The sequence below is a fragment of the Lampropedia hyalina DSM 16112 genome, assembly GCF_900129055.1.
Taxonomy (GTDB): Bacteria; Pseudomonadota; Gammaproteobacteria; order Burkholderiales; family Burkholderiaceae_C; genus Lampropedia; species Lampropedia hyalina.
In genome coordinates, this window is sequence record NZ_FQUZ01000003.1 from 1 (window position 1) to 12,271 (window position 12,271).

Annotated in this window: 13 protein-coding genes; 5 read left to right on the forward strand and 8 right to left on the reverse strand. The window is 62.5% G+C overall.

Annotated elements, in window-relative coordinates; all coding sequences use genetic code 11:
- On the forward strand, positions 1–344 hold a 344-nt coding region (locus tag BUE21_RS01590), incomplete at its 5' end, for an integrase core domain-containing protein (RefSeq protein ID WP_234971017.1).
- Between the two features lie 12 nt (positions 345–356).
- Here the strand turns inward: BUE21_RS01590 and BUE21_RS14315 are convergent.
- Together BUE21_RS14315 and BUE21_RS01595 are read right to left on the reverse strand one after the other, a co-directional pair.
- Positions 357–638, reverse strand: coding sequence for a hypothetical protein (locus tag BUE21_RS14315; RefSeq protein ID WP_143164367.1), 282 nt, complete (start codon positions 636–638; stop codon positions 357–359).
- Positions 639–701: 63 nt separating this feature from the next.
- Complete coding sequence (locus tag BUE21_RS01595) at positions 702–1,517, reverse strand: hypothetical protein (protein WP_143164368.1); 816 nt, start codon at positions 1,515–1,517, stop codon at positions 702–704.
- 105 nt (positions 1,518–1,622) lie between these two features.
- On the opposite strand from BUE21_RS01595, the gene BUE21_RS01600 reads away from it, so the two are divergent.
- On the forward strand, positions 1,623–1,949 hold the full coding sequence (locus BUE21_RS01600) for a helix-turn-helix domain-containing protein (protein ID WP_073353922.1): 327 nt from the start codon (positions 1,623–1,625) through the stop codon (positions 1,947–1,949).
- 53 nt (positions 1,950–2,002) lie between these two features.
- Here BUE21_RS01600 and BUE21_RS01605 read toward each other — a convergent pair whose 3' ends face one another.
- The 6 genes from BUE21_RS01605 to BUE21_RS01630 form a co-directional block, all read right to left on the reverse strand.
- Positions 2,003–3,445 (reverse strand): NADPH cytochrome P450 oxidoreductase family protein, encoded by a 1,443-nt coding sequence (locus BUE21_RS01605; RefSeq protein ID WP_073353926.1) that lies wholly within the window; start codon positions 3,443–3,445, stop codon positions 2,003–2,005.
- Positions 3,442–4,497: an FAD:protein FMN transferase gene (locus tag BUE21_RS01610; protein WP_084522663.1), complete on the reverse strand. Its 1,056-nt coding sequence runs from the start codon at positions 4,495–4,497 to the stop codon at positions 3,442–3,444. Before BUE21_RS01610 ends, BUE21_RS01605 begins: the two co-directional genes overlap by 4 nt.
- A gap of 10 nt (positions 4,498–4,507) precedes the next feature.
- Positions 4,508–5,119 (reverse strand): PepSY-associated TM helix domain-containing protein, encoded by a 612-nt coding sequence (locus tag BUE21_RS01615; protein ID WP_234971018.1) that lies wholly within the window; start codon positions 5,117–5,119, stop codon positions 4,508–4,510.
- 11 nt (positions 5,120–5,130) lie between these two features.
- On the reverse strand, positions 5,131–5,739 hold the full coding sequence (locus tag BUE21_RS01620; RefSeq protein WP_084522665.1) for a DUF2271 domain-containing protein: 609 nt from the start codon (positions 5,737–5,739) through the stop codon (positions 5,131–5,133).
- Positions 5,740–6,034: 295 nt separating this feature from the next.
- Positions 6,035–6,610, reverse strand: coding sequence for an EF-hand domain-containing protein (locus tag BUE21_RS01625; RefSeq protein WP_073353929.1), 576 nt, complete (start codon positions 6,608–6,610; stop codon positions 6,035–6,037).
- 44 nt (positions 6,611–6,654) lie between these two features.
- On the reverse strand, positions 6,655–9,006 hold the full coding sequence (locus BUE21_RS01630; protein ID WP_073353931.1) for a TonB-dependent hemoglobin/transferrin/lactoferrin family receptor: 2,352 nt from the start codon (positions 9,004–9,006) through the stop codon (positions 6,655–6,657).
- A 517-nt stretch (positions 9,007–9,523) separates the two neighbouring features.
- On the opposite strand from BUE21_RS01630, the gene BUE21_RS01635 reads away from it, so the two are divergent.
- From BUE21_RS01635 to BUE21_RS01645, 3 genes are read left to right on the forward strand one after another with little or no spacing between them, the layout of a single operon-like run.
- Positions 9,524–10,552: an amidohydrolase family protein gene (locus BUE21_RS01635; protein WP_073353933.1), complete on the forward strand. Its 1,029-nt coding sequence runs from the start codon at positions 9,524–9,526 to the stop codon at positions 10,550–10,552.
- A gap of 41 nt (positions 10,553–10,593) precedes the next feature.
- Entirely contained in the window at positions 10,594–11,277 is a 684-nt protein-coding gene (gene ligK / locus BUE21_RS01640) for a 4-carboxy-4-hydroxy-2-oxoadipate aldolase/oxaloacetate decarboxylase (RefSeq protein ID WP_073353936.1), read from the forward strand.
- A 56-nt stretch (positions 11,278–11,333) separates the two neighbouring features.
- The gene (locus BUE21_RS01645; RefSeq protein WP_073353938.1) at positions 11,334–12,263 is read left to right on the forward strand and encodes an NAD(P)-dependent oxidoreductase; all 930 of its coding nucleotides are present in this window, start codon (positions 11,334–11,336) and stop codon (positions 12,261–12,263) included.
- The last annotated feature ends 8 nt before the right edge of the window (positions 12,264–12,271 follow it).

Sequence of the window (12,271 nt, forward strand, 5' to 3'; positions counted from 1 at the left end):
AGGGCAGCCAATACACCAGCTTGGCGTTTGGCCAGCGTTGCAAAGAAATGAAGGTAACGCCCTCCATGGGGACGGTGGGTGATGCCTACGACAACGCCATGGCTGAGAGCTTTTTTGCGAGTCTGGAATGTGAGTTGATTGACAGGAGAAGTTGGCCAACAAAGGCAGGAGCCAAGCGCGACATCTTTAGCTGGATCGAGGGCTGGTACAACCCGCACCGGCTGCATTCAGGCATCGGTTACCTGTCGCCTGTAGAGTTTGAAAAAAGGAGGAAAGGCAGCAAGAAATCTGTTTCCAAACCAACGCCAGAAATGGCCGATCCAGTGTTCTATACCCTCCGGTAATGTGGGGGAACTTCATATTGCCTTGAAAAGGTATTTGTCTATTTCCTGCTGTAAGGCAGCGGGTGGGATTTTGGGTGGATTATTGATGCAGATTAATCTGTTTTCACCCATGATGGGGCCATTCAGTCTGACCCGTTTTCCACCATCGCCCGTGGCAGCATCCAGAATATCCAGCAGCTCTTCACCTCCGCATCCGGCTATCGAGAGTGATAGCGGTATGGACAATGAAACGATGGTCAATCTTTGGGCCATGCGTATTTTTCGTTGCTGGCTTCTTTGTGTGTGGATATTCATTGCAGCTCCTTGTCTCTGAAAAATGTCAGTATTGAAACTTTTGAGTGAGCGGGTGGGTATCTTTCATGAATCCCAGCATTTGTCCAGCAAACTTGCAATGGTTCTGCTGTTCAGGCTACCCCAGCGATTGATGATGTAGACGCACACTGCCCCGTGGTGTATGCCCTCACATGAAAAATCCAGATTCAATGTATTGCTGTTCACTTTATCGATGCTGACCGAATTGCCGTAGCCATCGGTTTGATTGGCTGTGGTAGCGGCTTCTGCGGCGGCTTGATTGTGGGATTGCGCCTGGCCAAGCAACGCTTCAAAGGCCTGCTGTTTGTTGGAGGTATGCTGTTTGACCGTTGAGATGGATTCAGCGACCGAGGAAGACAGTATGAGTGAGCGGATAAGGTGTACTTCCGCAGCCGTGTAGGCAGGCAAATGTGGTGCTAAAAATGCCAGATCACCTTTGCAACTTGCCCCATGCAGCAGTTGGCTATTCAACGCAATTTCGGTGTCGGACGCAGCAATGTTGCTCTTGCTACTGTTGCCATGGCTGGTGGCACTGGAATGGGGTGAGACAGGGTCTGGCTTCGTCAGCAGACGCTGCATGTTTTGCATCTGGTATGTGTTGATAGAGCCGGGCTGTCCTTGCTGGCTGGCCACAGTCAGTACGTCCGACCACATTTGTGCCGATTCATCAACCTCCATGGTTCCGCCCAGGGTAACTATATCCGTGACGGCCCCAAGAAACACCCCCATCGTGCCAGTCCATACCCCAGAGAGGACATTGCCTTGGGAGAATTCCTCTCCTGCACTCTCCAGTGCCGACATGGTCGTGCAGCCACTGATGCAGACAGATAGCGTTGCTATTGATAAAACGAGTCTTCGCATGGTGCTTCTCATAGAGTGAATTCAATCGGATAAAAGCTAAGTAATCCTTAGCATATCGTAAATTCAAATCTAAGAGTATCTTGGCCTTTGCATGGAAGGCTGGATATGGACTTGCTGGCGAAGCGGCTCAAGGAAGCCCGTAAAGGGGCTGGTTTGTCGCAGGAAAAGCTGGGGGTGTTGGCGGGTATCGATGAAATGTCGGCCAGTGCGCGGATGAATCAGTACGAGCGTGGCAAGCATTCGCCCGATTTCGGCACGGTGCGCCGGATTGCTGCCGTATTGAATGTGCCCACCGCCTATTTCTATGCCGAAACAGACGATCTGGCAGATTTGCTGCTGAAGTTCCATCGACTCTCCAGCGGGGAGCGTGAGCAGCTCATGTCCTGCCTGGATGGGCTGGCGGGTGTTGTGTGCAAGGCAGAAGGCGGCTGAGAGTTTCTGATTGTTCCCACGCAGGAGCGTAGAAACGATCCAATACGCAATGCTCAATACACGTCGCGCAGGTAACGACCGGTGTCGGTGAGGGTTTGCAGTGTGCCGGGGCCGAGCAGGTTCTCCAGTGTGGTGTGTACGCCTTGGGCCATGGGCTGGCGTGAGCCGCAGAGGTACAGGGTGGCCTGCTGGTGCAGCAACAGTTCCTGCAATGGCTGGGCCAGGGGTGGGAGCAGTTCTTGCACATGACGCGCGCTGTGTGGCAGGGCATCGGGATCGCAGGAGTAGGCGCGTTCCAGCCGGTGCAGCACGCCCTGTTGCCGCCAGTGGTGCAGGCAGGCATCGAAGTGGGCATCGTGGCGGGGGCTGCGTTCGCCGTAGAGCAGCCACAGCGGGCCGATGGTCTGCCCTTGTGCGTGGCATGCGGCGCGGTGGCGTATCTGCGCCAGCAGTCCGGCCAGACCGGTGCCGCTGCCGATGAGGATGAGTGGCTTATCGATGGCAGGCGGGTGGAACAGTGGGTTGTGGCGCAGGTTCAGGTGCAGGGTTTGGCCGGGCTGGAGCTGGTGCAGCAGCCAGTGTGAGCCGATGCCGGGGCTGCCGTCGCTGCGCAGTTGCTGGCGCACCAGCAGTTCCAGATGGCCGCTGGCGGGCAGGGAGGCAATCGTGTAGTCGCGCCAGAGGCTGTGAGCGGCCCGATCGGCCGATGGAATTTCCAGCGTGGCCACATCTCCGGCCTGCCAGTGGGGCAGGGAATGCAGTGGCTCCAGCACGAGGCGGGCCAGGGGTGCACCGGGGCTGCCGGGGTTGAGAATCTGCCGCTGGGCCAGTCGCCAGGGCTGGGGCGTGGCTGCCTGCACCGGGGTGGCCGTGGCGGTGGATGCGGTATGGCCGGGGGCCATGAGCTGGTCGATGCAGGCTTGCCACTGGGCGAGTGCGTCGGGGTGGGCGTTGTCCAGTTCCATGCGCGGGGCATCGGGGTGTGCGCCGCTGCGTTGCAGCCAGTCATCGACGGCGCGGCCAAAGCCGCAGTAGCGGGCATAGCGGCTGTCGCCCAGGGCCAGCAGGCGATAGTGCAGGTGCGGCAGGCCGATGGCGGCATCGGGTGCGGCCATGCAGCGGCGGATGAAGGCGGCGGCGTTGTCGGGTGCGTCGCCTTCGCCGGTGGTGCTGATGAGGAACAGGGCATGGCGCACGCCTTGCAGGGTGCCGGCCTGTACCTGCCCGAGGGGCAGGCACTGGGGCTGCCAGCCCTGTGCGCTCAGTTGCCCGGCGTGTTGCTGGGCGAGTTGTGCCGCAAAACCGCTTTGGCTGGCGAAGGCGATCAGCAGCGCAGGGTGTGCATTGGCGGGGGCATCGGTGGCTTGAAGGTGACGGCGGGCATGGCGGCGTTGCCGCCACAGGGTGGCGGCCAGCAGCACCAGCCATGCCAGTAACAGCAGCAGTGCAGCCCACTGGCGCAGCGGGTCGGGGTGCAGGTGCTGCCACGGGTTCATGGTGTGTCGTCCAGCATGGCGGCCAGGCGCGGGCTGAGGTGTTCGTGCAAGGGCTGGTCGGGTGCGCCATTGGCGGGGCGCAGCAGCAGCCGGGCGGCGAGTTGCTGCTGGGTGGCGGTGTGCAGGGCCTGTGCCGGGTTGCGGCCTGCCAGTACGGTGAGAGCGGTGGCCCAGGCATCGGCCAGCATGGCACTGGGGTGCAGCACGCTGACAGCGGCCACGCCCTGCACGGGCTGGCCGTTGTGGCCATCGAGGGTGTGGGCGTAGCGTGTGCCCGCGTGTTCCAGGTAGCGGCGGGTGTCGCCAGAGGTGGCGATGGCCATGTCGCACAGGGCCACGAGCGAACGCGGGCCGGGATCGCCCGCAATGGCTTCCAGTTCCACCCACCAGGGCTGGCGGTCGGGCTTGAGGCCGACGGCCTTGGCTTCGCCACCGAGTTCGATGAGGTGACAGGTCACCCCTTCGCGGCACAGGCGCGACGAGATTTGATCGACGCACCAGCCTTTGGCTATGCCGTTGAGGTCGAGCAGCAGGCTGCCGGGTTGGGTGATGCAATGCCGCTGGGCATCGGTATGGCCTTGCAGCCGTTGCCAGCCGCTGGGGTGCAGGGCGGTGCGGATGTCTGCGGGCGTGGGCGGTGCAGCGGGTGCGCCGCGCGGGCCGAAGCCCCATAGTGCGGTGAGTGCGCCCAGCGTGCAATCGACCGCGCCATCGGTGGTGGCGGCCAGCGACAGGCTGTGTTGCAGCACGGCGAAGCCGTCCGGCGAGAAAGGCACGGCTTCGCCCGCGCGGGCGGTGTTGAAGCGGGTGATTTCGCTGTGTTCCGACCAGAGGCTGAAGCGGGCGACGGCACGCTCGGTTTCCTGCCGGATGCAGGCGCGCAGCCATTCGCTGCCCAGGTGGGCGGGGACGAAGGCGTGCAGGCTCCAGTCCGTGCCCAGGGCACTGCCTTGCAGGTGGTGCGGGTGCAATGGCAAGGGCGCGACCGGTGGTGTGCGCCACTGGCGGGCGAGTTCTTCCAGCGGAGGGATGAATACGCGGTTGGGGGCCATGGGCGGGTTTTCAGTGAATCAGCAGCAGTGCGATCAGCACCGGCATCAGCAGCCCCAGGCCGGTGATGGGCCAGGTGGAAGGACGGCCCTTGCCGTGCAGCCACAGCAGGGCCAGCCCGGTGAGCGAGAAGACGATGCAGGCAATGGCCAGCGCATCGACGAACCAGAACCAGACGCTGCCGGCGTTGCGCCCCTTGTGCAGGTCGTTGAGGTAGGCAATCGCGCCCCGGTGGGTTTGCTGGTAGTGGATGTCGCCGCTGTGGCGGTCGATGCTGAGCGAGGCATCCGCGCCCGGAGTGGCCAGGCGCAGGTAGATTTCGTCGGGGCTGAATTCGGCCAGTCGGTGGGCAATGTCCAGCGCAAGCTGCTGGCGCACCCAGCGCGGCAGCTCGCCGGTCAGCGGGGCTTCTCCATCGGTGGGCAGGTCGGTGAGCTGGGCTTGCAGTGCAGGCGGCAGTTGGCCTTGCCGCTCGCTGGTGGTGGGCGGGCTGGTGAACAGGCCTGCGTGTTGCAGGGTCAGACCGGTGGCGGCAAACAGCAAGATGCCGCTGAGGCTGAGTGCGGCAGATATCCAGTGCCAGGTGTGCAACTGGCGCAGCCAGAAGGCGCGGGTCGCGTTCACGGCGCGAAAGGTCAGGGCTGGATGCGCACGGTGATCTGGGCCAGTTCGCTCTGGCCATCGGCACTGGCGGTGGCGGCGGTGCTGGCCGTGCCTGCCCAGGTGAAGGGCACGCGCAGCAGTTCGCGCCCGCCGTGCTCCCGCGCCACTTCCACGGCAATGTGGTACTGGCCGTGGGCGAGCTGGCGCAGCGTGGCATGGTCTGCGGCCAGGTGCAGGGTGTGGGTGCCGGGTGCGCGGGTCGCGCCGCTGATGCCGTCGGCGGGCAACTCCAGGGTCTGCCCGGCCTTGCGCCACCAGGTGCGCAGGTCGCGCAGCCAGCCTTTGCCCAGGTTGTCGCGCAGGCGGGTGTCGTACCAGACGGCCAGTGTGCTGACCACCTGCTGGCCTTCGGCTTGTTCGATCCAGGCGGCGAGGTAGGGGCGGTAGTAGGTGGCAGTCTGAATCTCCGGCAGGGTGATGTCCACCGCCAGCGAGGCACTCTGCGCCGGAATCGCCCAGGCTGCCAGCGTGGCGGCAATGACGACGCTGGCGCGCTGGGTCACGCTGCTGCCACAAGGGGCATCGGGCTGGTGGCGGAGGGTGCGGGAGGCGGGGTCGGCTGGGGTGGAATCAGGGCACATGGCAGTGGGCCGGGTTGCGGCAGAAAAAGCAGAAGGGAGAAGGGCAGGGCAGAAGCGGGTGACTTGCGGCCCTGCCGGGAATCATGAGCAGGTTTTTAGAACGTGTTTACGATCGCAGGAACCTGCTGTCCAGTCCAGAAAAGTACCTGTCATTCCCGCGAATGCGGGAATCCAGTGGCAAGGTATCCCATTGAGAACCAAGGTGTTATTTGGATACGTCGTCACTGGATTCCGGGTCAAGCCCGGAATGACGGTGCTGTTGGTACGGCATCGCCATGAAATCGTAAACAGGTTCTTAGTTGGTCTTGCCGTCGTCAGCGTCGTTGCGGGCAGGGCGTTCGCGTGGTGGGTCGTCGCGCGAGATCACGCCGTCACCGTTGGTGTCGTGCTGGGCGAAGACACGTTCGCCCACGGCGCGGTCTTCTTCCAGTGTGTACTGGCCGTTGCGGTCACGGTCCACGATGGCGAAGCGCACGCTGGCCTGCTTGACGGCCTGGGTGTAGAAGTCGTCGGGTTCCTTGCCATCGTCGAAGTATTGCTGCTTCAGGCGGGTTTCGTATTCGGCCACATATTCGGCCTCGCTCAGCCAGCCATCGCCGTTGGTGTCGCCGCGCTGAAAGCGTTGCAGCCGCACGGCATCCATTTCTGCGCGGGTGACGGTGCCATCGCGGTTGGCATCGTAGCTGCCGATGGTGGCCGTCAGGCCGTGCCCACCGGCCGGACGTGGGGGCGTGCCGGTGGTGGCTGCGGCGGGTGCCGATGCGGCTGGCGTGGCGGCGGCAGTGGTGGGGTTGCTGGCGCAGGCGGCGCAGAGCAGGGCAGAGGCCGTGGCGGCCAGCAGCAGGGGAAGGCGCAGGGTGCTTGTTGTCATGGAATGAAACCGTGTGGGTTGATGAAAAAATCGTGAACAGGTTCTTAGAAATCCACTGACAGCGACACGGCATAGGTGCGTGGCGACTGGGTGGAGAGTTCGATCTGGCGGCGATCCTGTGCCGAGGATGGTTGCAGGCTGCGGGCACTGCTGTAGCTCCAGTAGCGTTTGTCGCCCAGGTTATAGATGCCGGCATTCAGGCGGGTGTGGCGGTTGATGCGCCAGTAGCCCGACAGGTCGAAACGGGCGAAGCCGGGCACGCGGAACTGCTCGACGCTGGAGTCGGTGATTTCCGCACCGGGGTTGTTGCTGAAGCTGTTGCGGTTGGTGGCCACGGCCTGCTTGCCCTGCACGAATGTGCCCGTCAGGCTCGCACCCCAGCGTTGGCCGGGGGCATCGTAGCCCAGGCCAACGATGGCCTTGCCCGGCTGCACGGTGTCCAGATCGACATCCTTGTCACCCGCGTAGTAGGACTTGGCCTGGCCCTTGCTGTAGCCCAGTGCCCAGGTGCTGTAGAAGCCCTGCGCGGCAGGCAGCCAGGTGCCGTGCTCCAGCCGCACCGCCAGTTCCAGCCCGTACACATGGGCCTTGTCGCGGTTGTCGGCCTGGTAGAGGATGTTCAGATTGTCCTGGATGTAGGTGAACATCTCCGGGTTGTTGGCACGGGTGAAGCGGGTGTAGGAAATGAAGTCCTTGTACTGCGAGTAGAACACCGAGCTGTTGAGCTGTACGCCGCTGGCCACGCGGCCCTTCAGGCCCAGGTCGAAGGTGTGGCTGGTTTCCTTTTTCAGGTCGCGCTTGCCCAGCAGTGCGTAGCTGCCACCGCCGCCGTTCCAGTAGCCGAAGATTTCGCTGTTGGTGGGCGCGCGGCCGCCGCGCTTCCACTGCGCATAGGCGGTCAGTTTGGGCTGGAGGTCGTAGAGCACAGCCAGGCTGGGGCTGACGATGGTGGTGCTGGGCGCGTTGCCGTACAGCTCGACCAGTTCTTCCTCGGTGATGCGGTCGTTGCCGAACTGGCCGGTGTTGCGAATCTGCGCATCCACGCGGTCCACCCGCAGGCCGGGCACGACGGCCAGCCGCTTGCCGCCGACGGCAAAGCCGATGGTGTCTTCCACGAACAGGCCCAGCCGGTCGGTGGTGGTGTCGGGGAAGGGCTGCTTGCCGGCAAACGCATCGTCCGAGGTGAACGGGTGCTCATTGCGGTTGCGCGAGGCATTCACGCCAAAGCGGATATGGTGGTTCTCGATGACCTTGGAGCCGCTGCTGGAGAAGCCAATCTGCCGGGTCTTGTCCTGCGAGTCGTAGTGGCGTGTGACATAGCCGCCGGTGGCCTGTACGGGTGAGTCCGTCACATCGTGCATGTCGCTGTTCTGGTAGTGCACGCGCGTGTCGAGCTGGTCGAGCCAGCCGTTGGCCGGACTCCAGACGTGGCCGAGCTGCACGGTGTTGCGTCGCGTTTGGCTGTCCTGCTGCGACAGCCCCACCATCTCGGTGGCCGCGCTGTTCCAGGTTTCGAACACCGAATCCACGTTGCGCCGGTACAGATCGGCGGTGACGCTGAACACATGCGCGGTGTTCAGCAGGTAGTTGGCCTTGAGCAGCAGGGCATCCGAGCTGCGGTCTTCCGGGTAGCTGGAGAGGTTCTGCGCGCTGTGGTTCTCGCCCTGGTGGCCGTCGCGGCGCGAATAGCTCACCAGTGCCTGCCAGGCCCCTGACTGGCCCGCCGCTGTGATGGCCTTGTGCCAGGAGTCGTCCGCGCCGTCATAGCCCAGCTTGGCCCCGGCATAGAACGGCTTGCTGGCCGAAACATAGTCCTGCGGCGACTTGGTGCCGAAGCTCACCGCCCCGCCGATGCCACCTGCCGAACGCCGTGCATTGGTCGTGCCGGACTGGATTTGCACCGTCGAATACAGCTCCGGGTCCATGAAGTCGCGGCCCATGCCGAACGTGCCGTCCTGTGCGCGGTTGGTCAGTGGGGCGCGGCTGGTGGCACTGGGCATCTCGATGCCGTCGATGTCCAGCCCGATGCGGTTGCCTTCCATGCCCCGGATGTTGTAGCCGGTCGTGCCACTGCGGTCATAGGCACTCGCACCGCGCGTAGCCCCCTGCACCGTGCCGGGGGCTTCCACCAGCGGCTGGTAGCGGATGATGTCGGCAATGTTCTTGCCGCCGGTTTTCTCCATGTCCTGCTGGGTGAGCGTGACGCTGGCTCCAGCCTCGGTTTCGGCTTCGGCCGTCACCTGCACGGCAGGCAAACTCTGGGGTTCGGTGGGAGTCTGCGCCACAGCGGCAGAGGCCAGCAGCCCCAGCACGGCTGCCGGAACGGCACGAATCAGTGAACGCGGTGGCAGGGACGGCGCAACAGGGTGGGGCAGGCCCAAGGCAGGGAAAGACATGACGGCAACCTTGTGAAAAAGAAAACACAAACCTGCTGGCTTTCTCCTTCACTGCGGCAGACGACGCGGCCGGAAGGGGGATGGCTGACTGGCGGTGTGGACAACGGAAAAAGAACCATGCTCCGATTGCTGCGCCTGCGCTGAACGCATCAGCATCACACAGGGGGACAGGGGCTGGAATGGCGTGCAATTATAAAGAATGATTGTTATTTGTCTTCATTGGTGAAATCGGTGTTTCTTCTGGTTGCAATCATGGCAATCCCCGCAAGCCCTCACGGTGGTTCTGTAAACACGTTCGGGGACAAAAAGCAGGGTACGGCTGTCCCGTGCGGGCAGGTTCGGAAATCATGAACAGGTTCCTGGCTAATATGGATATGCAAATTGTGCATATCTGCTAGTTCTGCTATCGCATTGATGATGGTATTGCCTGTCGATACCATGGCCCGCAGCACATGAAACCGGGCGCAGCCTGCCCGGTGTGCCTGTACCGAATGCTCTGCTGGAAAAAGGATTTGTCATGATTATCGATGTGCATGGTCACTACACCACTGCGCCTGCCGCGCTGGGCCAATGGCGCGACCGCCAGATTGCTGGCCTCAAAGACCCGTCACAGGCCCCCAAGGCCAGCGAGCTGCACATCAGCGATGACGACATTCGTGAAACCATCGAAAACAACCAGTTGCGCCTGATGCGCGAGCGCGGCTCCGACCTGACCATCTTCAGCCCGCGCGCCAGCTTCATGGCCCACCACATTGGCGACTTCAACACCTCTGCCACCTGGGCGGCCATCTGCAATGAGCTGTGCTACCGCGTCAGCCAGTTGTTCCCGGATCACTTCATTCCCGCCGCCATGCTGCCGCAATCGCCCGGCGTAGACCCCAAAACCTGCATCCCTGAGCTGGTCAAGTGCGTCGAGGAATACGGCAATGTGGCCATCAACCTGAACCCCGATCCATCCGGCGGCCACTGGACCAGCCCGCCACTGTCTGATCACCACTGGTACCCGCTCTACGAGAAGATGGTGGAGTACGACATCCCGGCCATGATTCACGTCAGCACCAGTTGCAATGCGTGCTTCCACACCACCGGCTCGCATTACCTGAATGCCGATACCACCGCCTTCATGCAATGCCTGACCAGCGACTTGTTCAAGGACTTTCCGACGCTGAAGTTCCTGATCCCGCATGGTGGCGGCGCGGTGCCTTATCACTGGGGGCGATTCCGGGGTCTGGCGCAAGAGCTGAAGAAGCCGCTGCTCGAAGAACACCTGCTGAACAACATCTTCTTCGACACCTGCGTGTACCACCAGCCCGGCATTGACCTGCTGACCAAGGTCATCCCGGTCAAGAACATCCTGTTTGCCAGCGAAATGATTGGCGCAGTACGCGGCATCGACCCACAAACCGGCCACTACTACGACGACACCAAACGCTACATCAGCGCGACCGAAAACCTGAACGACGAAGAACGCTTCCTGGTGTACGAAGGCAATGCCCGCCGCGTCTTCACGCGTCTGGACACGGCACTGAAGGCACGCGGCCTGTAAAGCTGCCGCACACCCCAACAACATCAAATCAGGAGACAGTCATGTACGAACTCGGCGTGGTCTATCGCAACATTCAGCGCACCAACAAGGAAGTAGCCGACCAACTGGCGCAATACGGTTCAGCCACCGTGCACGAGGCCATGGGCCGCGTGGGCCTGCTCAAGCCCTATATGCGCCCGATCTACCCAGGCGCACAGGTCAGCGGCACGGCCGTCACCGTGCTGCTGCAACCCGGCGACAACTGGATGATGCACGTTGCCGCAGAACAGATTCAACCGGGTGATGTCGTCGTGGCGGCCGTCACTGCCGACTGCACCGACGGTTACTTTGGCGACCTGCTCGCCACCAGCTTCCAGGCACGCGGCGCACGCGCACTCATCATCGATGCCGGTGTGCGGGATGTGCGGGTGCTCAAGGAAATGAACTTCCCTGTCTGGAGCAAGGCAATTTCCTCCAAGGGCACGATCAAGGCCACGCTTGGCTCCGTGAACATTCCGGTGGTCTGTGCAGGCATGTGGGTCACGCCCGGTGATGTGATCGTCGCCGACGACGATGGCGTGGTTTGCGTACCGCGCGACAAGGCCGAACAAACCCTGCAAGCAGCCGCCAAGCGCGAGAGCTTTGAAGGCGAAAAACGCGAAAAACTCGCCTCTGGCGTGCTCGGGCTGGACATGTACAAGATGCGCGAGCCACTGGAGAAAGCCGGTCTGCGCTATCTGGACTAAGAGCCACCGCAAACCTGCGCAGCCCCCACCATCACTCCATTCCACGGCAGATTGTCATGAGCAATATCCCAACCCGTGCCAGCGACTGGCACATTGGCCTGATCGGCTACGGCGAAGTCGGCCGCATTCTGGCCGAAGACCTGCGCGCACAAGGCATCACCGTCAGCGCGTATGACCGCAAGCAGGAAGGCCGCGATGCAGCCAGCCTGCAAGCACATGCCCACCAGCACGGCGTGAGCCTGAAAGGCAGCCATGCCGAAGTGGCACAGGTTGCTGATCTGGTCATCAGCGCAGTGACAGCCAGCCAGACCGTGGCCGTCGCACAGGCTGCTGCACCTGGCATTCAGCCAGATGCGTTCTTTCTGGATTTCAACTCAGCCTCGCCGGGAGCCAAACAACAGGCAGCGGCCCTGATCGACGCGGCCGGTGGCCGTTATGTGGAAGGCGCGGTCATGACCAGTGTGCCGCCCTACCGCATCAAGGTTCCGTTGCTGCTGGGCGGCCAGTCTGCGCCGCTGCTGCAACCGCAATTGCAGGCCTTGGGCTTTGATGCCAAGGTTGCCAGCGACAAACTGGGCGTGGCATCGGCCACCAAAATGTGCCGCAGCATCATGATCAAAGGGCTGGAAGCCATGGTCATCGAGAGCTTCACGGCCGCACGTCACTACGGCGTGGAAGATGCCGTGGTGGCCTCGCTGTACGAAACCTTCCCAGGCATCGATTGGGAGAAACAGGGTTCGTACTTCTTCCAGCGCGTGATCGAACATGGCCGCAGACGCAGTGAAGAAGTGCGTGAAGTGGCCCAGACCGTGCGCGAAGCCGGGCTGGAGCCATGGTCGGCCAGCGGCACGGCCGAACGCCAGGCCTGGGTGGCCGATCTGGCCGATGCCGGTTTGTTCGGCGAGAAAGGCAGCAGCAGCTTCGCCCGCAGTGCCGACTGGCGCACGGAAGCCGATCGCATCCTGCAAAACCAGCATACAAAATAATTCAGAGG